This window comes from Streptomyces sp. NPDC056734, from assembly GCF_042790455.1.
Classification (GTDB): domain Bacteria; phylum Actinomycetota; class Actinomycetes; order Streptomycetales; family Streptomycetaceae; genus Streptomyces.
This window is the reverse complement of sequence record NZ_JBHTZD010000024.1, coordinates 86,344-111,991: the sequence shown is the minus strand read 5'-3', so window position 1 is coordinate 111,991 and position 25,648 is coordinate 86,344. Positions and strand designations below refer to the sequence as shown.

The window sequence follows — 25,648 nt, the reverse complement described above, 5'->3', positions numbered from 1 at the left end:
ACCAGGTCTCGAAGGCCGACGTCACGCACACGCCCGAATTAACCAACAGCATCCCTGACCGGAAGCGGGGCCCTGACCGTCGTACCGCTCGCGGCGGCTACTCGGACTTGATCGCCGCGAGCATGTTCAGGCGGGCCGCGCGGCGGGCCGGCCACAGGGCGGCGAGGACACCGACGGTGGCGGCGAGCAGAATGAAGATCGCCATCCGGGCCCACGGGACGACCAGTTCGTACGTCGACATGCTCGCACCCACCAGCTCACCGGCCGCCCAGCCGAAGAACACGCCCAGGCCGATGCCCAGCACCCCGCCGAACAGGGAGATCACCAGGGACTCCAGGCGGACCATCCGCTTGATGCCCTTGCGGTCCAGGCCGATCGCGCGGAGCATGCCGATCTCCTGCGAGCGCTCGAACACCGACATCGCCAGGGTGTTGATGACCCCGAGGACGGCGACGATCACCGCCATGGCCAGCAGGGCGTACAGCATGTTCAGGATGAGGGTGAACATGCTCGCGATCTGGTTGGACAGATCCTGCTTGTCCTGGACCACGATGGCCGGGTTGGAGCCGAGGGCCTCCTCCAGGTGGTCCTTGGTGGCGTCGGAGACACCGCCGTCCGCCTTGACCATGACCAGCATGTCGGTGGGCTCGCTCTGGTGCGCGGCGAGGGTGGCGGCGTCGAGCATGATGCCGCGGAACATCTCGTTGGGCTCGTAGACGCCCGCGACGGTCAGCTGCCCCTGGTCGCCGTTCTCGTAGTTCACGGTGAACTGCGAGCCGGTCTGCCAGTCGTGCCGGTCGGCGGTGTCGGTGTCGACGACGACCTCGGTGCCGCCGATCGTGAAGGTGCCGCTGTCGACCGGGAACTCGGTCAGGTCGCCGAAGGTCTGTCCGTCGACACCCGTGAGGCTCTCGGTCTCGCCGTCGATGCGCGAGGGCGAGTTGCGCATCGGGCTGGTGGCGGTGACGCCCTGGGTGTCGCGCAGGGTCTGCTCGACGTCCGGCGAGAGGTCGTTGCCGTTGGCCATGGAGATGATGTAGTCGGCGCGGATCGCCTCGCCGGCCATCTTGTCGATGGACTTCTGGAGGCTGCCCGCCATCACCGTCATGCCGGTGATCAGGGTGAGGCCGATCATCAGCGCGGAGGCGGTGGCCGCGGTGCGGCGCGGGTTGCGCACCGAGTTCTGCCGGGCCAGCTTGCCCGCCACCCCGAAGACGCGCAGCAGCGGGGACGCCGCCGCGATCAGCGGGCGGGACAGCAGCGGGGTCAGGATGAACACGCCGATGATCAGGACGACCGCGCCCAGGCCCATCGGGAGCTGGCCGTCCGAGCCGTCCATGGTGGTCGCCGCGAGGACGACGGCCACTCCGGCGCCGGTGAACAGCGCGCCGATCGTGTTGCGCAGCACCAGTGACTTCACCGTCGCCTGGGCGTGCACGCTGCTCATCGCGGCGACCGGCGGGATCTTCGCCGCGCGGCGGCCGGGCAGCCAGGCCGCCAGCATCGTGATCAGGATGCCGACCGCGAGGGCGACCAGGACCGTGCCGGGCGAGACCACCAGCGGGCCGGCCGGGAGGGTGACATCCAGCGAGCCCATCAGGGCGCGCAGTCCGGCGCCGATGCCGATGCCCGCGACCAGACCGGCCACGGCGGCGATGGCGCCCACGAAGAACGCCTCGGCCAGTACCGTGCGGGTCACCTGGCGGCGCGAGGCGCCGACCGCGCGCATCAGCGCCAGCTCCTTGGTGCGCTGGGCGACCAGCATGGTGAAGGTGTTGGCGATGATGAAGGTGCCGACGAACAGCGCGATACCGGCGAACGCCAGCATGCCCTGCTGGATGCCGCTCATCCCGGCGGCGATGTCGTCGGCCTGCTCGTCGGCGAGCTGCTCGCCGGTGCTGGTCTCCACGATGTCCTGGGGCAGCGCCCCGTCGAGGGCCGCCTTGAGCGTGGCCTGGGAGACGCCGGGCTCGGCCTGGACGTCGATCTCGTCGTAGGTGCCCTGCTTCCCGAACAGGGACTGGGCGGTCGCCGTGTCGAACAGGGCGAGGCTGCCGCCGGCGGCGACATTGCCGTCGTCGGTGGTGAAGATGCCGGTGATCCTCGGGTCCAGGACGGGGCCGTCGATGGACATCCGGATGGTGTCGCCGACCTTGTACCCACCGCGCTCGGCGGTCTCGGAGTCGATGAGTATCTCGTCGGGCCCGCTGGGTGCCTGGCCACTGACCAGCGGATACCGAGGATCGTCACTGCCCCAGTAATTCCCGCCCTGCGACTGGAAGCCGCCGCCGATCAGCTTGCCGTCCTTGTCGGCGAGGGCGGTGAAGCCGGTGACGACGCCGGTGACGGACGCGGCGCCGGGCACCCGCTCGCTGTCCTCCAGCATCGCCTGGGTCAGCTCGGGCAACTCGCCGACGGTGTCGCCCGCGGACTCGCGGCCCTTGGGGGTCACGGCGACGTCGACCTGGTCGAAGCCCTTGGCGGAGCTGTTCTGGAGGGCGTTGGAGAGGGTGTTGGTGAAGACCAGGGTCCCTGACACGAAGGCCACGCCGAGCATCACGGCGAGCACGGTCATCAGGAGTCTGGCCTTGTGCGCGGTCACATTGCGCAAGGCGGTGCGGAACATGGCTGTCTCAGTCCAGTGGTTACGGTCCGGTGGGGTGGAGGTGCCGGGCGGTCAGCTCGTACGGCCCTTGGCGTCGAACTGCTTCATGCGGTCCAGCACGGAGTCCGCCGTCGGGCCGTGGACCTCGTCCACGATCCGGCCGTCGGCCAGGAAGATCACCCGGTCCGCGTACGCCGCCGCCACCGGGTCATGGGTCACCATCACCACGGTCTGGCCCAGCTCGCGCACCGAGTTGCGCAGAAAGCCCAGTACCTCGGCGCCGGAGCGGGAGTCGAGGTTCCCGGTGGGCTCGTCGCCGAAGATGATCTCGGGGCGGGAGGCCAGCGCACGGGCCACGGCGACGCGTTGCTGCTGGCCGCCGGAGAGCTGCGAGGGCCGGTGCCCGAGCCGCCCGGACAGCCCGATCATCTCGATCACCTTGTCCACCCACTGCTTGTCCGGCTTGCGGCCGGCGATGTCCATCGGCAGCGTGATGTTCTCCAGCGCGGTGAGGGTGGGCAGCAGGTTGAACGCCTGGAAGATGAAGCCGATCTTGTCCCGGCGCAACTTGGTGAGCTGCTTGTCCTTCAGCGAGCCCAGCTCCGTGTCCCCTATCCGCACGGACCCGGACGAGAAGGTGTCGAGCCCGGCCACACAGTGCATCAGGGTGGACTTGCCGGATCCGGAGGGGCCCATGATCGCGGTGTACTCGGCCTGCCGGAACTCGACGGAGACCCGGTCCAGGGCGACCACCTGGGTCTCGCCCTCTCCGTAGATCTTCGACAGATCCGTGGCGCGGGCCGCCGCGGTCGTGGGCCGGGCGATGGGGGTCGTGGTCACGGGGATGTGCTCCTGTCGGGACGGTTCAGCTGTTTCCAGGTCGACCTCCATCGTCCCGAGCGGATCCGGCCGTGTAGTCACCCGCTGTTCCCGTTCCACAGACAGCCTCCGGTCGGACCGGACCCCGCCGAGTCATACCTGGGGATGAGGGGCGCCCCTGACTGGGGGAGGAGCGCGGGGGTGCGCCCGGGTGGGCTGGGGGTGAGCCGGGTGTCCCTGGCGGGACCCGAATGTCCCACGGCCGTCCTTCATCTCTTGGGTGTCCTTGGACGGACCGGACCGGACCGGATCGGAACTGGACCGGATCGGAACTGGACCGGGAACGCGCCCCTTGTGGGCCGTCGGTGCGACCTGTGCGCGGCGCGTGAATCTCCGCGCGGGGCGTGTGAACGCCTGCGCGGGCGTGAGCGTTCACGGCCGGGCCGCGGAACGCATCCGGTCGGACGGTGAAATTCCGTCATTCCGCATGTGCGGTCCGTGATCGCGGGACAGGCTGGTGGCAAGTGCTGATGGCGTATTTTGCGGTCTGATGCTCCCTCAGACATCAATAAAATAAGACAACATCGGTCCGCCCGTCCGCTGTTCGGGGGACGTACCCCGATAGGCTCGGAGCCTTGATGCGGAGCCCAAGGCCTGCCCGGATGGTGGAATGCAGACACGGCGAGCTTAAACCTCGCTGCCCCTTGCGGGCGTACCGGTTCAAGTCCGGTTCCGGGCACATCGCTTGCTATGGCGTCTGATCTGCGGAAATGTCCGACAGGCGCCGTAGTGGCTTACCCATAGTGGCGCACAAGTGGCACACGCACTACCTCTGTTGGCGTCATGGGGCTCTTCACATCCTGTCCCGGTCCGGGGCGTGAGGTCAGTGGGAGTCACTGAGGAGGCCGCGGGCGCGCTCGTCGAGTTCGGTTGCGCAGCGTAGTCCGCGGGTGCGGAATCGGGAGAGGTCGCGCCGTATGTTGCTCACGGCCTTGCGGGTGCGGCTGGACTGGACGCCGTCCATGTGGTCGATGGCCCGGCCCCAGGTGGTGCATGCCTGCTCGATGTTGCCTTCGGCGGCCTGCATCTCGGCCTGGGCGACCAGGTCGAGGGCGATGATGCGCTCGTAGCCCGGCGGCCTGCTCGATGCCGCTGCCCCGTACATCGCTGCGGCCCGGCGCCGGTCGCCGAGTGTCTCGAAGACCTTGGCCGTCCGGCTGCGAACGGTGGCGTCGGGCGGTCCCCAGGACAGGGCCCAGAACGGTACGTCGTCACCCTTCGCCGAGCCCAGCGCGGTGCGGGCGCGCTCGACCTCCCGTACGGCTTCCCGGCGCTGGCCTGCTTTGGCGAGTGCGTGGGCGTGGGTGATGGCGAACAGTGCCTCGGTCTGGGTGTCGACGCGTCCGTGGACCCTGCCGACGGCGGTTTCGGCCAGGGCCAGGCAGTGTTCGGGCCGGTGCAGCTTCATGCCCTGCTGGGACATGGTCCTCATGACGAAGGCGTCGTGCCCGGTGATGGCGGACTCGTGGGCGAGGGCGTACGACTGGAGGTAGTACCTCTGCGCGAGGCCCTGTTCCCCGCCGTCGTACGCCCGCCAGCCGGCCTGGTGAACGCCGACGGCGGCGGCGGACAGCATGTGCCGGTGGTCGTCCTCGGAGCCGAACCGGCCCCGGCACAGGGCGGCGACATCGGTCATCAGGTACTGCACGAGAGCGGACCGGCCGTGCTGGCCGCCGTGGCGTTCGTCCATCACCGCGAACATCGTGATCATGTCGCGGACGGCGGCGACGTCCGCGTGCCCGACCCGGGCGCCGGTACGGGCCTTGGCAGCCCGGGACGCGATGTCGGTGACGTGTTCGAGCGGGAGGACGGCGGCTGCCACGGAGTACGCGGCGCCGGACAGGAAGCGCCTACGGTCCAGGTCGCCTCTCCAGATCGGCATCAGGGCCTCCAGCGGGTCGTCTGCGAGGGACAGTCCGATGCTGTCATTCTCCCAGCCGTCCGGGGCCGGCAGTCCCAGATCCTGCGGGGCCAGGGGTCGGCCCAGGCGGCGGGAGAGAGCGATCGTCAGATAGCGGCCGGTCTGCCCCGAGGGCACCGCCCCGGCGATCCAGTGGTCCACCGTCGACTTGTTCGTCCGCAGGGCTTCGCCGTTCTCGGCGGCGACCTGGCGGACCGCGTGGGCGAGCGCCGCGTAGGTCCACCTCGACTCCGCGATGGCGTCCCGCAGTCTGACGTTCGGTAAGCGCTGGGCCATGGCGTGACCGTCCCCGTATACCTCGTATACCCATCCTTCCCGCGCAACGGTACCGACGAAGAGTCACCGCAGGTTCACTGTTGGTCATACCCGCAGTGCGGCGGACCTGAATTTCGGGGTCGTCGAACTGCCGGGCTGAGTACGGCCGTTCACTGCGCGTCCACTTCGGGGCGGCAGGGACGGGACACGCAGGAGGTACTGACATGGAGAAGACCACGCAGACCCCGGCCTACCAGGCGCCGGTCGTGCTGGACGCCGGTGACGTCGTCGAGGTGACCCTGGGCACCCAGAACTTCGACACCGCCGACGACACCCAGTACAAGAACGCCTGATCTTCTGCTCTGCCGGGCCGGACGGGGTGCACGATGCTCCGTCCGGCCCCCTTTTCGTTCGGTCAGCAGGCACGACGACGTGTGAGGGAGACGGCGCCGATGCGGTGGAGCGCGGGACGGTGCGGAACAGCGGACGAAGCCAGGCGCCCCCGGGACGGCAGGGCGGTGCCGGGCCTGGAGGCGACGTGGACCGCCGGCTGGTCGGCGGAGCGGGTGCGGTGTGTGAGCGAGGGGCCCGTGTCCCTGGCGGTGATCGGTGACTGCGGGGCCGACGACGGCCATCTCACCGCGCGGTTGTCCGCGGTCCGGGCCGGGCGGTGGCGGGAGCTGACCCGGTGGCCGGGCTCGTACCTGGTCGTCGCCCGCAACGGGCCGGCGCTGGCGGTGATCGGTGATCTGGCTGGGCAGCACCCGGTGTACTGGCGCGAGCACGGCGCCGCGATGTGGTGGGCGACGTCCGTGCTGGCGCTCGCCGCCCTCGACGGGGCACCGGTCGACCCCACCGCGCTCGCCGCGCACCTGGCCCTCGCCCAGCCGGACGTGCTGGGGGAGCGCAGCCTCCTGCGGTGCGTCAACCGGGTACCGGGCGGCCGTCTGCTGCTGCTCGACATCGAGGGCGCCCGTACCGTGCGCTACGAGCCGGTGGCGTACGAGAGCGTGGACCTGCCCGTCGCCGCGGTGACCGTGCGGGCCGCGCTCGGCGAAGCCGTCGCCGCCCGGTGTGATGGGCGTCCGGTCAGCGCGGACCTGGCCGGGCTGGATTCCACGACGCTGGCCTGCCTCGCCGCCGAGCGGGGGCCGGTCACCGCGGTGACGTTCGCCGACGAGCGCCTGCGCGACGACGACCTCCCGTACGCGACGCGCACCGCCGCAGCGGTGCCGGGCCTGACCCACCACGCGGTACCCGGCACGGCGAACACCGTCTACTACGACGGCTTGGACGACCTGACCGTGCTGCCGGTGACGGACGCGCCCAACGCGTACGCGGTGACGGCGTCGATCAAACGGGCCGTGCTGGACACGGTGGCCGCCCACCACCCGGCCCCTGGCCTGCATCTGACCGGTTCGGGCGGGGACGCGGTGCTGTCCGCCCCCTCCTCCTACCTCGCCGACCTGCTGAGGGAGGGGCAACGCCGCCGGACCTGGCGGCATGCGCTGGGCCACGCCCGGCTGCGGCACACCTCGCCCTGGTCGGTCCTCGCGCGGGCACGCCCTGCTTCCCGTACCGGCCTGGCCGGCGCGTGGCGGCAGACGGCCGCCGAGCTGCGCGGCCCGGCCCGGGAATGGGTGCCGCAGGTGTCCCGGCCGGTGTCGTGGACGCCGTTGCTGGCCACAGCCGACTGGATGAGCCCCGATGCCCGCCACCAGCTGGCCGCCGCCCTCGACCGAGCCGCCGAACAGCTGGACGACGCGCCGGAACACCTCGCCGCGTGGTCGGACCGGCAGGACCTGGCCCGCCTCGGCGCCGACACCACCGGCTGGCGTCAGATCGCGTCCGCCGAGTACGGCATCCACCTGGTCGCCCCCTACCTGGACAACGAGGTCATCCGGGCCTGCCTGGCCGTCCCCGCCGACCAGCGCGGCGCCCCCGGCCGCTACAAACCGCTGCTGAACCAGGCGTTCAGCAAGGCCGGGGTGCTGCCCGACTTCGTACTCGCCCGCACCACCAAGGGCGGCTTCAACGCCCTCGCCTACGCCGGCCTGCGGGAGAACGGCCCCGTCCTTCTTGATCTCCTCGGGCCGTCCTCGCGGCTGGCCGCCGCCGGGCTGGTCACCGAGCAGCCGGTGGCGCGGATGCTCGCGCGGGCCGCTGCCGGACAGTCCACCGCCCAGGGCGCCCTGCACCTCGCGGTCTCCGCCGAGATCTGGCTCCGGCAGCTCGACACCGCTCCGGCGTGGTGGGAGGCGAACTCCCATGTGGCAACTGCGTGAGACTGCCCACCCGGTCCTCACCGACGAGGGCGGCGCGATCCTCGACGAGCGCACCGGCCACTGGACGCACCTGACCCCCACCGCGTCCGCCGCGCTCATGCTCCTGCTCGCCGGCACCACCCAGGAGTAGGCCGCCCGGCAGTACGCGCAGCGATACGGCATCGAAGCCGAGCAGGCCCGTGCCGACGTCGGCACGGTCGCCGCCGCGCTGACCGCGCGGGGCCTCACCACCGCGGAACCGGCCGCCCGCCGCCGCTGGTGGGGGTGGTGGCGGTGACGAGCATCGAGGCGTACTCCACCGTCCGCACCGGAACCATCCCCGAACGGGTGGCCGCCGCTGCCGGTCTCATGCTGGCCCTGGTGCTGCTATGGCTGCCCTTCCGCCACACCCTCCGCGCGGTGCGCTGGGCACGGCGGGCGGGCCGCAGGTCGCTGGCTGCGGAGCGGGCCGGGGCGCTGGTTGAAGCGGTCCGGCACACCGCCCGCCTGTGGCCCGGCCGCGCCGCGTGCATGGAGACGTCCCTCGGCGCGGTGCTGGCCGCCGCCCTCATGGGCCGCCGCCTCGACTGGTGCCTCGGCGTGCGGTTCGCCCCGCCGCCGGTCGAGTACCACGCCTGGGCCGACCTGCCCGGCCACGGCCCGGTCGGCGAATACACCGAGGCGGGCTGGCACCACCACACCGCCCTGACTGTCTGACCGCCCCCGCCGGGCTCCGTGTCCTTCACCCGCCCGGAGCAGTTGACCGAATAGGTGTACCCGTACCCCCCCGGAGGAGTGAGCCGATGTCCGCCGTCGCCCTGGCCGCCGAGACCGTCCCCGAGCGCCACTACACCCACCACGAGGCCAGGGGCGCCACCCCGCACCGCTCGAACCTGGCCGTCGTCCACCGCGAACTGTCCACGCTGGCCGTCGAGACCGGCATGAACGTCGTGGAGTTCGGCACCGGTTCCGGCTACTCCGGCGCTCTCCTCGCCGAACTCGTCGGCCCCACCGGCAGGGTGACCAGCCTCGACATCGACACCTACCTGACCCGCTGGGCTGGCCTCATCCACCACCGGCGGTGCCTGGAGCACGTCCGCTGCCACACCGCCGACGGCACCGGCGGCTTCCCCGAGCGGGCCCCCTACGACCGGATGGTGGCCTGGTGCACCCCACCACTGCTGCCCACGGCATGGGTGGACCAGGTCGTCGACGGCGGTCTCATCGTGGCCCCGCTGCCGATCGCGGCCGTCCCCAACATGACCGTCGTCGCCAAGATCCGCGTCACCGGCGGCCGACCGGTGGCGGAGGAGGTGTTCACCGGCGGGTACATCGAGGCCACCAGCTCACCGAAGACCGACCTCGACCTGCCCGGCCGCTGGGTGGACTGGGAGAACCGCGTCCCCGCCCCCTCCTGGATCTCCATCGCCTGGCGAGGAGAGGACGACCACCTCCACACCGGGGCCCGCACCGCGCTGGAGCGGCTCCTGAAGAACGCGTACACCGAGCCCTACCAGGGGGAGGACATCGACCTGCCGTCCTGGCGGACCTTCGCCGCCACCCACGGCGACCACCGCCTCACCATGGCCGGGCTCAGCCCCGACCTGTGGGCGATCGGCCACACCACCACCACGACCGCCGCCGTCATCCAGCAGGACGGCACGATCCTCGCCGATGCCCCCGACTCCCCGTCCCTTGCTGTCCTGCGCGAATGGCTCCAGCAATGGGAAGAGGCCGGACGCCCTGCGCCCGCCACCTACACACCCACGCTGGTCCGCAGTGGCGACGGCTGGGACCTCCGGCTCTCCCGGTAGCCTTGCCGCTGCCGCTTGCTCACGTTGTCCGGGACCTTTCAGTGTCCCGGGCCGTCGGTTGTTGGCAACCTCAGCCAACCGGGATCGCCCGCTCGCCAGGTCAGCACAGAACGAACACAGGGTGTCCGGCAGAAGGACTAGAACGTCTGAGCCGTCTCTCCGCTCTCTGGTTTCTTCGCCCGTACCAGGGGTGGGTACGGTCGCAGCATCCGCATGTGAAGGAGAGCACGGTGGCCGAGTACCTGACCGTTCTGACCACAACCGACAGTGCCGACAAGGCCCAGAGCCTGGCCTCCAGCGCCGTGGAAGCCAGGGTGGCGGCATGTGCACAGATCGAGGGGCCGATCACCAGCGTCTACCGATGGGACGGCGTGGTGCAGACCGACCCGGAATGGCGGGTGCTCTACAAGACCACCCTGGACCGGTACCCGGCGCTGGAGGCCCACATCAAGATCGTTCATGACTACGACACACCGGAGATCATCGCGACGCCGGTGACGCATGGCAGCGCCGAGTACCTGTCGTGGGTGAGCGCCGAGACCACTGAGGGGTGATCAGGCGGCCAGCGCGGCGCGGATGCCCTCGGTGAGGTCACGCGTCGCGCTGTTCTGTGCCGGGAGCAGGGCGGCCAGGGACTTGAGTCGCTTTCGTCCCATCATCGTCGGCGTATAACGCATATCCACAATGGCCTGCACAAACCGGTGCCCAATGGCCACGGCCTGCTCCAGATTGCCGGAGACCGCGTATCCGTTCGCCACGTCGGCCAGAACCGCGATCCGGACCATGGAGGTGGCTTCGTCGAGATGCGCGAGGGCATCCTGCGCGGTCTGCTCCAGGTCTTGGTGCCGCAGCCGGGAGTACGTGGACAGCGTCAGGGAGTCGAGGCGAGGGCGCCCGTAGAAGCGGATCCATGCCTGCTCTGCGCCGGGGTCCGCATAGTCGAAGGCGGTGGTGGCCCGCTCCAGTGCGCGCAGCGCGCCGTCATCGTCCCCGAGCAGAGCGGCTTCCTCAGCCTCACGGCCAGCCAGCCAAGAACGTGCGGAGGCGTAGCCGGGGTCGCGAACATGCTCCTGGGCGGATGACAGCATCTTGCGCGCCTTCTCCGTCGGGAGGGCGTAGGAGGCGTACCCCAGGGCAAGAGCAATCACGGCCGGATGTCCGGCCTCTCGACCCGCGAGCACGGCCGTCCGGTAGTAGTTCCGGGCCTGCTCCAGGTCGCCGACATCGTAGGCTGCCCAGCCGGCCAGCACGGCTGTCTCACCGGCCGCCACGGTCAGCGCTTTGCGGTGAGGGCCGGACCGGGGGATGAGTGCCGTGAGGGTCTCCAGGTGGGCGCTGAGTCGCTTGGCCATTTGCGTGGCGGGGAGGTGCTGCACAAATAGGTCGGCCGTCTGCGCGACCAGGGCGTCACTGGTCTTGCTGTCTATGGATGGGCTGGCGACCGCAGCGGCGAGCCTTCCCCACGGTTCGGTAGCGACCCCTGCGACGAGTACCGAGAAACCGAACTTGCGGCGGTCCACAGCTTCCTCCTCATCCTCAGCTAGTAGTACTGATGTTGACATGAGTCGTCGATGGCGGCGACTGGCTGCCACAGCCCTCTGGATGTCCTCGACGGAGATGCCGTAACCGGCGGCGAGCGTCCGGTGCCACATGGGCGTTGGGAGGCGCTTCTCGGTCTCCCACCTTTTCAGGTTGTCCGGGTCGAAGACCTCGCCGCTGACATCCGCGAGGTGCTTGGCCTGCTCGCATCGCGAGCGTCCGGCCTTCTTGCGCAGGTCGCACAACAGGTTGCCGATGCCCTCCGGACTCAACATGCGTCGCCCTCAAAGTCTCGTAGCGGGTGCTGGATTCCATCCTGGACCCCCAATCTGGCCCCCCGCCGGGAAACGCACCCCATTACGGCCCTCCCAGTGAACGGCAAATGGGCGTTGGCTAGTTGTGTGCCCGCTGCTACCCAGTCGGACACGGTTTGCTTCCGCAGCAGTGAGGCCCTGCTGGCTCCGGCCGAGCCCGCTCGCCCGGCCCGGACGCCCCGCCCGTACGGAGCGTCAACCTGGCGGCGGGGTCGGCACGCCGGCTGCCCAGCTCTGAACGAAAGTGCCCCCGGGCCTTGATCTGGATCCCAGGGGCGCGACGACTGTAAGGAGTCGCCGTGCATGAGCGTACCCAAATCCCCTCAAGATCACCGGCGTTGGCGCCCGCCACGCTGACCCTCTGGGAGCGGCAGTTCGCCGTCAGCCAGTGGCTTCTCGGTGCCGCTCACGACCGGAAAACCGTCCGAGGCGAGTGGAACGGGCTTGGGGTGGCGCTGCTGGCCTGCGGCGACCTCTTCTCCGCCGTCCGCATGCCGGCTCACCTGGTGTGGGCAGCGGTCGGCACGAACGAGCTGCTCCAGGTGGACGAGGCCCTCCGCCGGTTCTTCGACGGCGGAGCCGTGTTCATGGACATCCACACCAACATGTACTACGCGCTCGTACCCGGGACCGCCGCCTCCTCCTGGCCGTGGAGCGACAGGGATTTCCCAGGAGTGGAATGCCTCGGCCGTGACACGTTCCTGGGTGTCCCCGCGATCTCGCGCACGAAGCCGGTCAAGCGCGCGTACTGGTGCGTCCCCATGGATTCCCCGGGAGATCTCACCTACGTGGAAGAAGTGGTGGACCTGCTCCGCCTCGGCCAGGAGGCCCGGGACGGGGGAGACGTCCGGTGACCGTCGAGGCATTGCTGGGCCCGCCCGCTCTCCCCGCGTCTCGCGTGGCGGAGGAGATCACCGCGGCTCTGGGACCGATGCCGTGGCTCACGGCCACCGGCCGTCTGGAGCAGATCCTCAGGGCCTGGGGCCGTGAGCAACTGGCGGAGGTCCCGGCCGGTCTCGCCTTCGACGTGCTTCGGACCACGGGTCCGCTGGCCCACGACACCATCGTCCGGATGCGTGCGGCAGGCCGCCGCACGGGGCCCGTCGTCCTTGGCGCGAACGGTGCGGAGTTCATCATCGAACGCGGCTCGGCGCCGGACTGGAACGCGCCCCGCTCCGGACTCCTGCGCCCCGGGACGCTGGTCCTCCTCCCGCCGCCCCACGTGTGCATTCCGGATGCGGTGGCCGCTCGCGGCTGGCTCGTCCCGCCCTGCCACCCGGAGACGGGTGCGGCCGTCTGCGCCGAAGTGACGCCGGGCAGGGCGCTCCGGGAGCCCTACCTCGCCGCTGTCGAGGCCGCGGTGGGGGAGGAACTGCAGCGATGCGCCGCTTGAGACCGGACAGTGTGATGGGCCAGATCCTCTACGCGCTGTCCCTCGCAGCGCTGATGGGCGCCCTGGCGGCCGGCATCACGAGGCGGTAGGCGCTCTTCCTCATGACCGGCTCCGGCCGCCGCCATCCCCCCCCGGCGGTCGGAGCCACTCCACCCCCGCGACTCCCGGTCACACCCGAGACGCTCTCGAAGGAAGCCAACCATGGGATCACCTCACCAGGGCGGCACGGTCCTGCCACCAGGTCCCACCTCCCTCGTCGCGCCCGGCGGCCTCCCGGCTCCGATGCTGAAACACGCCCACCACCAGCCGACTGACCTGACGCCCTTCTTCGCCGGGCGGAGGCATCTCGCCGCCCGACGTCTTCAGCAGCACACGGACCAGATCCCCCACCAAGATCCCCGTCCTGAGCGAGAGAAATGGATCACCGGCGCGTGCTGGCTCGGCTGCCGGCGCTCGGGCCTGCCGGTGATCTGGATCGGCCCGCTCCACTGGAACGGCCGGCACGCCCCGCTGCACGCCTGCCAGGCGTGCCTGAACCGCCTTGTCCACCAGGCCGTCAACTACTGGTTGCAGCGGGGGCCCGCCGCATAGCAGCACCCGCCCTGCCCGTGCCGAGTCCGCCGCACGGGCAGGGCGGATCCCACCCCACTGTGGAGGACCCACATGACAGTCGCGAAATCCCGACCCGTCAGCACCGAGGACAAGGCCGCGTCCTGCTACTTCCGTACGACGGTCCAGGCGCCCTACCGGAAGGCGCTCGTGCAGATTGCCGAGCCGTGCAACGAGCGGTGCGCCCACTGCTTCGTCTCCGCGACCAAGCGCGGCTCGTACATGCGGCTGGAGGCCGTCCGGGACCGTCTGATCCCGCAACTCGCCGCGGCTTGCGCCACCCGCATCACGCTCACTGGTGGCGAGCCGTTCATGCACGCCGGTCTGAACCGCGCTCTCGAACGCTTCGTACGGCTGGAACCCACCACAAGTGCATCACGCAGCTGGCCGAATGCCCCCACCCAGACCGACCACTGCGCCGACCACACGCTCCGGCGCATCGAGGAGAGCCTCCTGGCCCTGGACCACGGCCACGTCGCGGACCGGCACCTCGGCCCCCCCCGGACCGCCGACGCCGCATAGACCGCCTGCCCGGTGGCCGGACCTCCCCCGATCCGATCCACCGGGCAGGCACTCACTCCGTCCACCGATCAGGGAGAGACGCGATCAAAGCGCTCAAGTTCATCACCTTCAATCTCGAATTCGACGGCGGCCCGGACGTGCACGGAAACCCATCCGAGCGATGGCACGCCGCCCACGGGCTGCTTGCCGAGCGGGAGCCCGATGTAATGTGCCGGCAGGAGGCGACCTACTCCCGAGACGATGGCCACAAGCGATTGCATCTCGCGGAACAAGCACTGGGAATGCGCGGTTTCCTCGGGCCAGTGGGAACGAAACCCAGTAGGCAGCACCCCACCGCGATCTTCATTCGGCCCGAAGTTTTCACCGTCCAGCGGGAGTATGCGCTGACGGACTGGCGCACGCCGCCGACGAACATCATCGCCACACTCGCCGGCGCCCCGGACGCGTCGTTCACCCTGGTGTCCTGCCACCTCACGCCCACCTCGCCCGGTGGGCGAGAGCGGGAGGCAGATGACCTGGCCAGGCTGGTCGGCCTCAGCCGGGGAGGCGGATGGATCGGTGCCGGCGACATGAATGAGTACCCGGTGCCCGACGGCGAAGAGGTGCCTCCGATCGACTGGACCTCGCCGGCGATCCGGGACCTGCCTCACGTCCAGCACCGCACCACCGAGGGTCCCGACGGTGCGCGCATCAGCTGCACCTACGTGGATAAAAAGCTCCGGGGCTGCGGACTGGTCGATCCTGCCCGCCACGCCGCGCACGTACTTGGCCAGCGCTCCGCCCTGAGCGCCACAGCCGGATGGGCCCCCGGCACCGAGGGCCAGGGCGGCAAAAGCCGCCTCGACCGCCTGTATCTGGACGAGGAACTGGTCCAGGCCGTGGTCAGCGTCGAGGTGCTGGACATGAGCGGAGTCTCCGACCACCACGCAGTCGAAGTCGTGCTCGACCGCGGCGAGGCGATCGAGGCGCTACGCCGCCGGGCAGACCGCCGCCCGCCGATCCGGGCCTGAGCCCCGGGCCAGCCGGACGGTGTAGAGGGTGCCGCGGCCCCCTTGCCCGACCACACAGACCCCTGGTGGCTGCCCGCTGGATCGGGCGAGGCCGTCACCAGGCCAGACCCCGCCCGCACGATCGGCAGTCGGCACGGGCGGAGGAGGTGCTGGGGCCGGACGCCCCCCGTCCCGGCCCCAGCACCAGCGCGATACGTGCCAGAGCTGACGACCATCCCGAGAGGTGTACGCGTCATGACGATCGTCCAAGAGGCCATCCCATCCGACATCCCGCAGGCCGCAGAATGCTCGGCCTCTCGTGTCCAGGCTCACCGGAAGCGGGTTGAGAACGCCATGCGGCTCCGGATCGTGGACGGGACGTACCAGCCGGGGCGACTTCTTCCCCGCCTAGTGCCGATGGCGAGGGAGTTCGGCGTGAATACCTACACCTTCCGTCGCGCCATCCAGCCGCTGATCGACGAGGGGCTGCTCATTGTGTCCAAGAACCCATCTCTGTCCGATCGGCCATCGCACCGCTTGCGCGTGCTGGACAAATGATCCTGCGCGGGAGCAGCTCGGGCCGCTCGAATTCCAGGCGAGCAGCTCCCGCGTAGACATGGACAGTCGCCCATCGGCCCGGCCTTGCGCTATTGGACGTAGTGCCAGGCAGTGAGGCGGGCCCGGCAGAAGGTCTGCCGGGCCCGCCTGCTGTCTTCCTCGGCCTTCATCGAGGCGCGGCACGCGCGAGTTCCAGCCAGCAGCGGGTGGTGCGCACCGCTGCCGCCGTCGAGCGCGGCAACCTCCGGGGCATTTATGCGCTGAGCTGGGCTCACTGACCGTGACGGCGGGTGGTGCGCCACTTGGTGCGCCACTGGCGCACAAAGGCCGGGTTGAGGCGGGTGGATTTGGGGAGATCCGCGAGGATCCGGGCGGATCCGCCGGGTCACAGCATCGTCGCAGGTCAGGGGCTTGTACGGCGACGGTTCAAGTCCGGTTCCGGGCACGTTCCCAGGCGTCTGACCAGTGAAAGTCACTGGCGGGCGCCATCTTTGTGCGTGTCACTGGCGCCCAACTGGTGCATCGAGGGTTGGTACGGGGATGACAACTACGGGTTTGGTGTGAATCGGGCCGTACCGGGACGGTGAGCAGGGGTGACGCCGCCGAGGGTTGACTGTGGCCGATGTCCTCGTAGCCCCATGTCCGGTAGAGGGCATGCACCTTTCCGTCACCAGCGGCAGGGTTGACCATGAGGGTGACGAACTGCTCGCTGCGGGTGGTGAGGAGTGTGTCGTGGATGCGGCGGGCGGTACCGGTGCCGCGCCAGGTGGATCGGACGTCGCCTTCCTTGAGTGCCAGGGCCGGAAGTCTCATGTATTCCTCTGCTGGTGTGGGGTTTGTGTGTCGCCAGCACCGGCCACCGTCGCTTGATCTCCTGCGACGCCTCGGGGACGACCAGGTACGCGTCGCGGTCACCGACCGGAGCAAGGCCCTGCCCGAGCCTGCCTTCCCCTCCGACGACGAGGCTCACGGCCGGGGCCTGGCCATCATCGACGCGGTCTCGCGGGAATGGGGCGTCGAGCCCCTGAACTGGGGGAAGCGAGTGTGGGTCGACTTGGAGGCCCCCTCGGTGGAGGACTCTGCCGTGGACATTCACCGCCACTCCTCCAGCCCCAGCCCGAAGGCGACTCACCTCCTGACCGTCCTCGCGGTCGCGGCCATGCTCACCGCCGCCGTCGTCGTCACGTCGCGCTGACACACAGCGCCTGTCATCCGCCGGTTCGCGACCCGACCGCATCGGTGGTTCTTGGTCTCCGGTCGCCCGCCGTTCCTCCCAGGTGGCCGGAGACCGCCCGCTCATGGACAACTGGCAGCCCTAGGAGGCGCCCGTGACCAGCGTTTCAGTCCCTCCCTCACAGGACTGGCGGAGCCCGCCCCGCGTGGCTGATGTGTTCGTCCACGCCGTGGTGCGGATCCACGAGGCCGCGGCGGAGATCTGGCCCGGCGTGCCCGTCGTCTCCCTCCTGCGCGGCGCCCGCGGACCGTGGCCCACGATGCTGGAGCAGCAGGAGAGGTACGTGCGGCGGCACGACGGGCTGCTTCAGCGGGAGGCCGCCCGTATCAAGCTCCGCGACGCCTACCAGGCCGTACGCGGAATCCCCACCCGACCGCTTCCGTCCGGGAGGAACCCATGACCCCCCACGCCGTACGCCTCGACATCGCCGACGCCACCACCACCGTCATGTCCGCCGACCAGGCCATCACCGACTGGACGGCCCGCTACTTCGGCCCCTGGTGGAACGCCACCCCCGTGGCCCCGGACCACATCACCGCCGGGCCCGCCGTCATCGCCGGCGTCGACAGCGACCGCTACCAGCACATGGCACTCGACGTGACCCAGGCCCCCCACACCAGCGTCGAGTACGCCAAGGCCCAGCACCTCATCACCCGCGACGAGGCCACCGGAGTCATCCGTGCCCTCTGCCCGCAACACCAGCTCTGCTACCGATCGGAACCGGGCCGCGGGCAACTGCACATCGTCGGCCGCGACACCGAATCCGTCGCCACGGCCACCGCCCGCCTCGCCCGGGAAACCGTGCGTGGCTCTCTGCTGCGCGACGGCTGGGCCGTGCTCCACGCCTCCGCCGTCGTCGGCCAGGACGGCGGGACGATCCTCACCTTCGGGCACAAAGGAGCGGGCAAGACGACCACCGCCCTCGCCCTCGCCGTCCACCAGGGCCTGCGCCTCCTCGCCAACGACCGCGTCTTCGTCCGGCCCCGCACTGCCGACGAGGGCGTCGACGTCCTTCCCTGGCCATCGGCCGCCGCCATCGGCCTCGGCCTCCTCTCCGCCCTGAACTGGTTCGACATCGCACAGGAGCGGCTACGTGGCGGCGAGCAACTGCACCCGACACAGCACCAGAAGGTCACAGCCGCGCTCCTCGCCGGGCAACGCACGCCGCTCTGGGACCACGGCAAGGAACTGAAGGCGCAGGTCTTCCCCGACCAGTTCGAGCGCTGGTTCAGCCTGCCGCTCGCGACCGGAGGCAAGGCCGCAGCCCTGCTCTTCCCCCGGATCGAGGCCGACGCCACCCCGGCAATGGAGGACTCCCTCCGCTCACTGGGTGACGACGATTTCATGAGTGGGCGGACCGAGGACCGGTACCCGGATGTCTTTGCGCTGACCCAGGTCGACGGCGGCGGCACCGAGAAGGCCCGGCAGGAAGTCGCCCAACGCCTCGGCGCCTTGCCACATCACTCCGTCGTCCTCGGGTACGACATGGCGGCCAACGTGGATCTTCTGGCGGAGGTGGTCGGCCTTCCGGCGGGGGCCGGGAGGCAGGAAGCGGGGAGGCGGGAACGGGCCGCAGGGCCCCCGGCCCCTCTGTCTCAAGTCGGTCATGGAACCGTCCCCGCCACTGGTGGGAATCGCTCGCGCGCGTAGCGTGTTCTCCGCACCACGGGGGAAAGATCCTCCCCAAGCACTAGAGGCATACTTTTGCCTTTCCATTACTCTTGAGCCAAGGCCACGCAGGGTGGCCATGGAGGAGTGAAATGAGGAGCAGCAACCCGGTCTTCTCGCGACGGGGGTTCAGCCGCGACAACGGCACCGCGGGCTTCAGCACCGCGCCGCAGGCCGGGGGCGCAGTGGGCACGCAGGCCAATCCGTACGCGCAGCCCGGCGCCGGCAACCCTTACGCGCAGAACCCGTACGCGACGAACCCCTACGCCCAGCCGGACGTACAGGGTGCCCCGCCGCAGGCCCCGGCCTCCGCCGACCGGATGACGATGGACGACGTCGTCATGCGCTCGGCCATGACGCTCGGCACGGTCGTCGTCGGCGCCGCCCTGGCGTGGGCGCTGCTGCCGGTGTCGTCCAGCAGCTACGGCCTGGCCATCGGCGCCGCGCTCATCGCTTTCGTCCTGGCGATGGTGCAGTCCTTCAAGCGCAACGCCTCGCCCGCGCTGATCCTGTCCTACGCCGCCTTCGAGGGTGTGTTCCTCGGCGTCTTCAGCGAGATGTTCAATTCTCGCTGGTCCGGCGCCCCCTTCCAGGCCGTGCTCGGCACGATGGCCGTGTCCGGTGCCACCCTGCTGATCTACAAGGCCGGCTGGATCCGCGTCACCGCCCGCTACGCCCGTATCGGCATGGCGATCGCCATCGCGTTCGTGCTGGTCATGGCGGTGAATCTGCTGCTGGTCGCCTTCGGTGTCGCCGAAGACGGCGGGCTGCGCAGCATGGGCCCGCTCGGTGCGATCGTCGGCATCCTCGCGATCGTCCTCGGCGCGTTCTTCCTCACCCTGGACTTCAAGCAGATCCAGGACGGCATCGCCTACGGCGCTCCGCGCAGCGAGTCCTGGCTGGCCGCGTTCGGTCTGACCATGACGCTCGTCTGGATCTACGTCGAGATGCTGCGGCTGGTCGCGATCTTCAGTGGGAATGACTGATCCCGTCGCTCTCGTCGCTCCCAGCGCGCGCAGGTGAGTGACAGGTAAGTGGCACAGGGAAGGGCCCCGGGTAGTGGTTCCGGGGCCCTTTGCCATGTGTGGAGCGTGCCTTCAGCGCAGCTTGCGCGCCGCCCTCCTCAGGTCGTACTCGTGAATGATCGCCTTGGCATGGCCGTACGCCAGATTGTGTTCGTGGCGGAGCCAGCTGAGTTTCTCCTCGAAGCGCAGGAGCGAGGGGCCTTCTTCGACGGTGCGCAGCCAGTCGGAGATCTCACGACCGGTGCAGTGCGGGATGCGGGCGAGCAGGTTGCGGTGGGTCTCCTGGGAGAAGACTTGGGACATCGGCGCCTCCGGACGCAATCAGGTGTAAGCCGGTCCTTCAGGTCACCGTGCCTGAGCGTTCGCCCGTTGGCAACAGTCCGGGTACGGCGCGTACGCTCGCGGCGTGGTTGATACGACGCCGCTCACCCGTGCCGTGGATCATTTCGCCGACCGTCTGCGCGCCGCCCCGCAGAGCCGTCTCCAGCGCGGTGCCGCCGCGGAGGCCCTGGGACTGGCGAGGGACCTGGCGCGGTGGGCGCAGGTGAGAGAGGTGCCCGGGGCGGAGCCCCGGGAGATGCCGGACGCGGGGATGTTCGCCGCCGCGGATCAGGTGACCGTCGCCGCGCACGATCTCGCGCTGGTGCTGCGCAGCGCCGGGGAGGTGCGGGAGGCGGTGGAGAAGGTGCTCGCCGCTCAGGGGCGGGCCGGGGTGTAGAGGGTCCCAGCGCCGGGTTCCCCGGTGGGCTACAGCGACGCTATGACCCGGTCGGCCAGTATGTAGACCGTCTCCTCGCCGCACTGGAACGTGAGGGTGTACGCGCCCGAGATGCCTGAGCCGCCCAGCAGGTGCGGGGTGTGGCCCATGCGCAGGGCGGCGGCCAGGCGTTCGGCGGTCTCGCGGTGGCCCGGGGTCATGCACAGCGTGGTGCCGTCGGCGAAGACATAGACATCGAGGGTGCCCAGCGGGCCCGGACGGACGTCGGTCAGCTCGACCTGGCCGGTGGCGAGGTCCTCCAGCGTGGTCACCGTACGCTCGTGGTCGCCCACGACTGGTGACACGACCGGGGTGAAGTCCGGGTGCGAGGGGTGGCGGCGGCGGGCCGCGGCCAGTTCGGGCGAGTCCGCGGGGAACTCGTCGGCCTCCTGGCCCGGCTCGGTGACCGGCTCCAGCGAGTCCAGTGGCTCCAGCGCCTCCAGACCCGCGAAGTCGGCGGTGCGGGGCAGGAACGGTTCTCCGTCCGCGAGGCCCAGCAGGGAGGGCGCGTCGGCGGCGTCACGGGCCTCCTGCGCGGCCCAGAAGGCACGCGCCTCGGCGAGTTCCCGCTCGCGCTCCTCGGCGAGGGCCTCGGCCACGGCGGCCCGTATCTCATCGGTGTCCGCCGCGGGGCGTGCCGCGGGCACCAGCCCGCGTGCGGCACCGCCCTCGGCGAGGTCCTGGTGCAGGGCGGCCACCTGGCGGCGCAGCTGTATGAGGGTGCGCAGGACGGCGACGCCCACGGCGCCGGTGGCGGCCGTGGTGACCAGCAAAGCGATCGGCATGGCGCTCACTGACGTACTCCCGGTTCAAAGTCGACCCCCGACTTCCTACATCAGCTTGATGGGTGAACTATCGCGCTGTCAGTGCGTAACGTCACGAAAGGGGCAGGACTTTGGGCCCAGGGTTTATCGGTTCAGCGCGTTGACCTGCGGTGATCTCTAGGGCGGGGGAGTTAGGTCACATCCTGAGGGAGATTGGATCACAAATCGGCCCAGAACTCCGGAGATTGCCGGGTTCTGGGCCGATGGGTGACGTTAAGTGCCTTTGTGGTTACGGAAAGGTGAGTGTCAGCTGAGGCGTTCGATGACCATTGCCATGCCCTGGCCGCCGCCGACGCACATGGTCTCCAGGCCGAACTGCTTGTCGTGCCACTGGAGGGAGTTGATCAGCGTGCCGGTGATCCGGGCGCCCGTCATGCCGAAGGGGTGGCCCACCGCGATGGCGCCGCCGTTGACGTTCAGCTTCTCCAGCGGGATGCCGAGTTCGCGGTAGGACGGGATCACCTGCGCGGCGAACGCCTCGTTGATCTCCACGAGGTCGATGTCGTCGATGGTCAGGCCCGCCCGGCGCAGGGCCTGCCGGGACGCCTCCACCGGGCCCAGGCCCATGATCTCCGGGGACAGGCCGGAGACGCCGGTCGAGACGATCCGGGCGAGCGGGGTCAGGCCCAGCTCCCGCGCCTTGGTGTCGGACATGACGATCACCGCGGCGGCGCCGTCGTTGAGCGGGCAGCAGTTGCCGGCGGTGACCAGGCCGTCGGCGCGGAAGACCGGCTTGAGGCCCTGGACGCCCTCCAGGGTGACGCCGGGGCGCGGGCCGTCGTCCTTGCCGACGACCGTGCCGTCCGGGAGGGTCACCGGGGTGATCTCCCGCTCCCAGAAGCCGTTCTTGATGGCCTGCTCGGCCAGGTTCTGCGACCGTACGCCGAACTCGTCCATCTCCTCGCGCGTGATGCCCTTGGCGCGGGCCAGGTTCTCGGCGGTCTGGCCCATCGCGATGTACGGGTCGGGGGTGAGGCCGTCCTCGCGCGGGTCGTGCCAGGTCGAGCCGGTGGACTCGGCGGTGGCGGCGGTACGGGCCTCCGCGTCGGCGAAGAGGGGGTTGTGGGTGTCGGGGAGCGAGTCGGAGCTGCCCTTCGCGAACCGGGACACCGTCTCGACGCCCGCCGAGATGAAGACATCGCCCTCACCGGCCTTGATGGCGTGCAGGGCCATCCGCGAGGTCTGGAGCGACGACGAACAGTAACGGGTGATCGTGCAGCCCGGCAGATGGTCCATGCCCAGCTGCACGGCGACGATCCGGCCCAGGTTGAAGCCCTGCTCACCGCCGGGCAGACCGCAGCCGAGCATCAGGTCGTCGATGTCCCTCGGGTCCAGCCCGGGGACCTTCGCGAGGGCGGCCTGGATGATCGTGGCGGTGAGGTCGTCGGGGCGCAGGTCCTTCAGGGAGCCCTTGAAAGCGCGGCCGATGGGGGAGCGGGCGGTCGAGACGATGACGGCTTCGGGCATTTCCGGCTCCAGGGGCGTACGTGGCGGGTGGCGGGTGGCGGGTGTCGGGTGACGGGTGGGTGGTGACTGGTGACGGGTGGGTGGGCGGGTGGGTTGTTTGGAAGTTACCTGTACGTATGCGTCTGGTCACGGGTGTTGCTGTGTGACACAGGCCGCAGTTTTCTAAGCGCTTGCTTTCCTGGTTCCGGCCCGGGCCGGAACCCCACGCCCGCCTACGGCAACGCCCCCCGGCCTACGGCACAGCCCCCCCGCCTACGGCACAACCCCCGCCGCCGCCTCCTCCTCCGACACCCGCCGCCTCCGCCGCCGCTTCAGCAGCGCCCACGGCCCCCGCGGACCCGTCGGCATCGCGGCGGTGACCTCCGTGCCCGCCTCCGACGCGGCCTCCGCCGCCGCCTTGGCGACCGGGAGGAAGCCCTCGCGGCGGGAGGCGTCCGGGCGGTCCTCCTCGGCGGGCCACAGGCCCAGGGCCGCGCACACCGTGGGCAGGACGGCCATCGCGGCCGTGGCATAGCCCTCGGCGGAGGGGTGGTAGTTGTCCGGGCCGAACAGCTCACGCGGGTTCGCCGCGAACTCCGGGCCCAGCAGATCGCCCAGCGACACCGTCCGCCCGCCCTGCTCCACCACCCCGATGGTCTGGGCCGCCGCCAGCTGCCGGGAGGCCCGGCGGGCCAGCCAGCGCAGCGGCTGCTGGACCGGCTCGATCGTGCCCAGGTCGGGGCAGGTGCCGACGACCACCTCGGCACCGGCGGTACGCAGCCGGCGTACCGCCGCCGACAGGTGCCGTACCGACTGGGTGGCCGGCATGCGATGCGTGACGTCGTTGGCGCCGACCATGATCACGCAGACGTCGGGCACCCGGGACGGATCCTCCAGGACCAGCGTCACCTGGCGGTCCAGGTCGTCCGAGCGGGCCCCCGGCAGGGCGACATTGCGCAACTCCACCTCGCGCTCGGCGACCGCCGACAGACCGGAGGCCAGCAGGGCGCCCGGGGTCTGCTGGGCGCGGTGCACGCCCTGCCCCGCCGCCGTCGAGTCGCCCAGGAGGGTGAGGGTGAGGGGCGGCTCGCCCGGAGCCGCGTACACCCTGCCGTACCGGCCGTCCGCGTGCGGGACATGGGACGTGGTGCCATTGCCCACGTGCCGTCTGGCCAGCCGTACCTCCGCCAGCACCAGCCCGATCCCGGCCGCACCCATCAGCCCGATGCCGCCCCCGCCGAACGCCGCTCCCGCCGCGATACGCCGGGCCACCCTCGCCCTTGACATGCTCGTCATGCTCCGCCGCCACCTCCTCCGTGCCGTACATCCACTCCTTGCCCCGTACCGGCCGTCGCCCAATCTCAACGGGGAGTGAACGCAGGTCCCGGGCCGTAGGCTGACGGCACCACCCAGACCACATCTTTTGCAGCAACCGGAGACAACGGTGCAATTCCACGACTCGATGATCAGTCTCGTCGGCAACACCCCGCTGCTGAGGCTCAACAGCGTGACCAAGGGCATCCGGGCGACCGTCCTGGCCAAGGTGGAGTACTTCAACCCGGGCGGCTCCGTGAAGGACCGCATCGCCCTGCGCATGATCGAGGCCGCCGAGCGGAGCGGAGCGCTGCGGCCCGGCGGCACGATCGTCGAGCCGACCAGCGGGAACACCGGCGTCGGGCTGGCCATCGTGGCCCAGCAGAAGGGGTACAAGTGCATTTTCGTGTGCCCCGACAAGGTCAGCACCGACAAGATCAATGTGCTGCGCGCGTACGGGGCGGAGGTCGTCGTCTGCCCGACCGCCGTCGACCCCGAGCACCCCGACTCGTACTACAACGTCTCCGACCGGCTGGTCCGTGAGACGCCGGACGCCTGGAAGCCCGACCAGTACTCCAACCCGGAGAACCCGGCCTCCCACTACCACTCCACCGGGCCGGAGCTGTGGGAGCAGACGGAGGGGAGGATCACCCACTTCGTGGCCGGTGTCGGCACCGGCGGCACGATCTCCGGCACCGGGCGCTACCTCAAGGACGCCAGCGACGGCCGGGTCAAGGTCATCGGCGCCGACCCCGAGGGCTCGGTCTACTCCGGCGGCTCCGGGCGGCCGTACCTCGTCGAGGGCGTCGGTGAGGACTTCTGGCCCACGGCGTACGACCGTACGGTCGCCGACGGCATCGTCGCCGTGTCCGACAAGGACTCCTTCCAGATGACCCGGCGGCTGGCGAAGGAAGAAGGGCTGCTCGTCGGCGGGTCCTGCGGGATGGCCGTGGTCGCCGCCCTGCGCGTCGCCGAGCCGCTCGGCCCGGACGACGTGGTCGTGGTGCTGCTGCCGGACAGCGGGCGCGGATACCTCAGCAAGATCTTCAATGACGAGTGGATGGCCGACTACGGGTTCCTGGAGGACACCGGCACCAGCGCCCGCGTCGCCGACGTCCTCGACGACAAGGAGCACGGCGCGATCCCCTCACTGGTGCACATGCACCCGGAGGAAACCGTCGGACAGGCCATCGAGGTGCTGCGCGAGTACGGCGTCTCCCAGATGCCCGTGGTCAAGCCGGGTGCCGGGCACCCGGACGTGATGGCCGCCGAGGTCGTCGGGTCGGTGGTGGAGCGCGAGCTGCTCGACGCGCTGTTCAGCCGGCGTGCCTCGCTCGACGACCCGCTGGAGAAGCACATGTCGGCCCCGCTGCCGCAGGTCGGCTCCGGCGAGCCGGTCTCCGACCTGATGCAGGTCCTGGGCAGCTCGGACGCGGCGATCGTGCTGGTGGAGGGGAAGCCCAAGGGGGTCATCGGACGTCAGGACCTGCTGGCGTTCCTCGCCAAGAACGGTAAGTAGCGGGAAGTAGCGGGGCGTCGTGGGGTGTAGTGGGGCACGGCAGGGTGTAGCGGTGATTAGCGGGACGTGACGCGAAGTCACGGCGACGTCGCCGTGAACGGCCGGTGTACCCGGCGAATCCCCGGTGACCTGCGCGGGTGCCGGACTTCGCGCAAGTGGTACGAGGGTGTCACGTGGCCGCAGCACCGGCTTAACACGC

Annotated in this window: 26 protein-coding genes, 1 tRNA gene and 1 pseudogene; 19 read left to right on the top strand and 9 right to left on the bottom strand. The window is 70.3% G+C overall.

The features are described 5' to 3' along the window. Positions 1–97 precede the first annotated feature (97 nt). A complete protein-coding gene (locus ACFRFC_RS31045; protein WP_382691935.1) occupies positions 98–2,626 on the bottom strand; it encodes an ABC transporter permease in 2,529 nt (842 codons plus the stop codon). 51 nt (positions 2,627–2,677) lie between these two features. Beyond that, positions 2,678–3,445 (bottom strand): ABC transporter ATP-binding protein, encoded by a 768-nt coding sequence (locus ACFRFC_RS31040; RefSeq protein ID WP_382691934.1) that lies wholly within the window; start codon positions 3,443–3,445, stop codon positions 2,678–2,680. Positions 3,446–4,080: 635 nt separating this feature from the next. Between ACFRFC_RS31040 and ACFRFC_RS31035 the strand changes: the two genes are divergently transcribed. Next, positions 4,081–4,163: transfer RNA gene (locus tag ACFRFC_RS31035), tRNA-Leu, on the top strand. A 144-nt stretch (positions 4,164–4,307) separates the two neighbouring features. Here the strand turns inward: ACFRFC_RS31035 and ACFRFC_RS31030 are convergent. Further along, positions 4,308–5,681: a hypothetical protein gene (locus tag ACFRFC_RS31030; RefSeq protein ID WP_382691933.1), complete on the bottom strand. Its 1,374-nt coding sequence runs from the start codon at positions 5,679–5,681 to the stop codon at positions 4,308–4,310. Positions 5,682–5,884: 203 nt separating this feature from the next. Here ACFRFC_RS31030 and ACFRFC_RS31025 point away from each other — a divergent pair, with 203 nt between their 5' ends. From ACFRFC_RS31025 to cutA, 6 genes are all read left to right on the top strand, one after another. Beyond that, positions 5,885–6,013, top strand: coding sequence for a lasso RiPP family leader peptide-containing protein (locus tag ACFRFC_RS31025; RefSeq protein ID WP_382691932.1), 129 nt, complete (start codon positions 5,885–5,887; stop codon positions 6,011–6,013). 99 nt (positions 6,014–6,112) lie between these two features. Continuing rightward, complete coding sequence (locus tag ACFRFC_RS31020; protein WP_382691931.1) at positions 6,113–7,945, top strand: albusnodin/ikarugamycin family macrolactam cyclase; 1,833 nt, start codon at positions 6,113–6,115, stop codon at positions 7,943–7,945. Next, positions 7,929–8,075, top strand: a complete 147-nt coding sequence (locus ACFRFC_RS31015; protein ID WP_382691930.1) for a hypothetical protein — start codon at positions 7,929–7,931, stop codon at positions 8,073–8,075. The genes ACFRFC_RS31020 and ACFRFC_RS31015 overlap by 17 nt, the downstream gene beginning before the upstream one ends. A gap of 143 nt (positions 8,076–8,218) precedes the next feature. Then, positions 8,219–8,641 carry a lasso peptide biosynthesis B2 protein gene (locus tag ACFRFC_RS31010; RefSeq protein WP_382691929.1) on the top strand — a complete coding sequence of 141 codons (423 nt, stop codon included), beginning with the start codon at positions 8,219–8,221 and terminating at the stop codon, positions 8,639–8,641. An 86-nt stretch (positions 8,642–8,727) separates the two neighbouring features. Next, entirely contained in the window at positions 8,728–9,738 is a 1,011-nt protein-coding gene (locus ACFRFC_RS31005; protein ID WP_382691928.1) for a protein-L-isoaspartate O-methyltransferase, read from the top strand. Between the two features lie 230 nt (positions 9,739–9,968). Beyond that, positions 9,969–10,292, top strand: a complete 324-nt coding sequence (gene cutA / locus ACFRFC_RS31000; RefSeq protein ID WP_382691927.1) for a divalent-cation tolerance protein CutA — start codon at positions 9,969–9,971, stop codon at positions 10,290–10,292. Here the strand turns inward: cutA and ACFRFC_RS30995 are convergent, their stop codons facing one another. Beyond that, positions 10,293–11,552 (bottom strand): transcriptional regulator, encoded by a 1,260-nt coding sequence (locus ACFRFC_RS30995; RefSeq protein ID WP_382691926.1) that lies wholly within the window; start codon positions 11,550–11,552, stop codon positions 10,293–10,295. A gap of 338 nt (positions 11,553–11,890) precedes the next feature. Here ACFRFC_RS30995 and ACFRFC_RS30990 point away from each other — a divergent pair, with 338 nt between their 5' ends. The 6 genes from ACFRFC_RS30990 to ACFRFC_RS30965 all read left to right on the top strand — a co-directional run bounded on the left by ACFRFC_RS30990 (position 11,891) and on the right by ACFRFC_RS30965 (position 15,662). Beyond that, the gene (locus ACFRFC_RS30990; RefSeq protein WP_382691925.1) at positions 11,891–12,445 is read left to right on the top strand and encodes a hypothetical protein; all 555 of its coding nucleotides are present in this window, start codon (positions 11,891–11,893) and stop codon (positions 12,443–12,445) included. Further along, positions 12,442–12,984 carry a hypothetical protein gene (locus ACFRFC_RS30985; RefSeq protein ID WP_382691924.1) on the top strand — a complete coding sequence of 181 codons (543 nt, stop codon included), beginning with the start codon at positions 12,442–12,444 and terminating at the stop codon, positions 12,982–12,984. Before ACFRFC_RS30990 ends, ACFRFC_RS30985 begins: the two co-directional genes overlap by 4 nt. Positions 12,985–13,185: 201 nt before the next feature. Beyond that, positions 13,186–13,575, top strand: coding sequence for a hypothetical protein (locus ACFRFC_RS30980; RefSeq protein ID WP_382691923.1), 390 nt, complete (start codon positions 13,186–13,188; stop codon positions 13,573–13,575). A gap of 72 nt (positions 13,576–13,647) precedes the next feature. Continuing rightward, entirely contained in the window at positions 13,648–14,115 is a 468-nt protein-coding gene (locus tag ACFRFC_RS30975; protein ID WP_382691922.1) for a radical SAM protein, read from the top strand. Between the two features lie 35 nt (positions 14,116–14,150). Then, positions 14,151–15,125, top strand: a complete 975-nt coding sequence (locus ACFRFC_RS30970) for an endonuclease/exonuclease/phosphatase family protein (RefSeq protein WP_382691941.1) — start codon at positions 14,151–14,153, stop codon at positions 15,123–15,125. Positions 15,126–15,359: 234 nt separating this feature from the next. After that, positions 15,360–15,662 (top strand): GntR family transcriptional regulator, encoded by a 303-nt coding sequence (locus ACFRFC_RS30965; RefSeq protein WP_382691921.1) that lies wholly within the window; start codon positions 15,360–15,362, stop codon positions 15,660–15,662. A gap of 570 nt (positions 15,663–16,232) precedes the next feature. Here ACFRFC_RS30965 and ACFRFC_RS30960 read toward each other — a convergent pair. After that, positions 16,233–16,523, bottom strand: a pseudogene (locus ACFRFC_RS30960) (GNAT family N-acetyltransferase); the annotation flags it as partial. Between ACFRFC_RS30960 and ACFRFC_RS30955 the strand changes: the two are divergent. The 4 genes from ACFRFC_RS30955 to ACFRFC_RS30940 all read left to right on the top strand — a co-directional run bounded on the left by ACFRFC_RS30955 (position 16,492) and on the right by ACFRFC_RS30940 (position 19,550). Then, a complete protein-coding gene (locus ACFRFC_RS30955; protein ID WP_382691942.1) occupies positions 16,492–16,857 on the top strand; it encodes an ATP-binding protein in 366 nt (121 codons plus the stop codon). The pseudogene ACFRFC_RS30960 and the gene ACFRFC_RS30955 sit on opposite strands and share 32 nt — an antisense overlap. A 184-nt stretch (positions 16,858–17,041) precedes the next feature. Beyond that, positions 17,042–17,296: a hypothetical protein gene (locus tag ACFRFC_RS30950; protein WP_382691920.1), complete on the top strand. Its 255-nt coding sequence runs from the start codon at positions 17,042–17,044 to the stop codon at positions 17,294–17,296. Continuing rightward, positions 17,293–18,546: a hypothetical protein gene (locus ACFRFC_RS30945; protein WP_382691919.1), complete on the top strand. Its 1,254-nt coding sequence runs from the start codon at positions 17,293–17,295 to the stop codon at positions 18,544–18,546. The genes ACFRFC_RS30950 and ACFRFC_RS30945 overlap by 4 nt, the downstream gene beginning before the upstream one ends. Before the next feature lie 110 nt (positions 18,547–18,656). Continuing rightward, positions 18,657–19,550: a Bax inhibitor-1/YccA family protein gene (locus ACFRFC_RS30940; RefSeq protein WP_382691918.1), complete on the top strand. Its 894-nt coding sequence runs from the start codon at positions 18,657–18,659 to the stop codon at positions 19,548–19,550. 111 nt (positions 19,551–19,661) lie between these two features. Here ACFRFC_RS30940 and ACFRFC_RS30935 read toward each other — a convergent pair whose 3' ends face one another. Next, positions 19,662–19,892 carry a DUF4287 domain-containing protein gene (locus ACFRFC_RS30935; RefSeq protein WP_382691917.1) on the bottom strand — a complete coding sequence of 77 codons (231 nt, stop codon included), beginning with the start codon at positions 19,890–19,892 and terminating at the stop codon, positions 19,662–19,664. Between the two features lie 103 nt (positions 19,893–19,995). Between ACFRFC_RS30935 and ACFRFC_RS30930 the strand changes: the two genes are divergently transcribed. Continuing rightward, positions 19,996–20,307 carry a hypothetical protein gene (locus ACFRFC_RS30930; RefSeq protein ID WP_382691916.1) on the top strand — a complete coding sequence of 104 codons (312 nt, stop codon included), beginning with the start codon at positions 19,996–19,998 and terminating at the stop codon, positions 20,305–20,307. 29 nt (positions 20,308–20,336) lie between these two features. On the opposite strand, the gene ACFRFC_RS30925 is transcribed toward ACFRFC_RS30930, so the two are convergent. The 3 genes from ACFRFC_RS30925 to ACFRFC_RS30915 all read right to left on the bottom strand — a co-directional run bounded on the left by ACFRFC_RS30925 (position 20,337) and on the right by ACFRFC_RS30915 (position 23,912). Next, complete coding sequence (locus ACFRFC_RS30925; protein WP_382691915.1) at positions 20,337–21,131, bottom strand: hypothetical protein; 795 nt, start codon at positions 21,129–21,131, stop codon at positions 20,337–20,339. A gap of 285 nt (positions 21,132–21,416) precedes the next feature. Further along, a complete protein-coding gene (locus ACFRFC_RS30920; protein ID WP_382691914.1) occupies positions 21,417–22,637 on the bottom strand; it encodes an acetyl-CoA C-acetyltransferase in 1,221 nt (406 codons plus the stop codon). Between the two features lie 252 nt (positions 22,638–22,889). Continuing rightward, on the bottom strand, positions 22,890–23,912 hold the full coding sequence (locus ACFRFC_RS30915; RefSeq protein ID WP_382691913.1) for an SGNH/GDSL hydrolase family protein: 1,023 nt from the start codon (positions 23,910–23,912) through the stop codon (positions 22,890–22,892). 148 nt (positions 23,913–24,060) lie between these two features. Between ACFRFC_RS30915 and ACFRFC_RS30910 the strand changes: the two genes are divergently transcribed. Then, positions 24,061–25,449: a cystathionine beta-synthase gene (locus ACFRFC_RS30910; RefSeq protein ID WP_382691912.1), complete on the top strand. Its 1,389-nt coding sequence runs from the start codon at positions 24,061–24,063 to the stop codon at positions 25,447–25,449. The last annotated feature ends 199 nt before the right edge of the window (positions 25,450–25,648 follow it).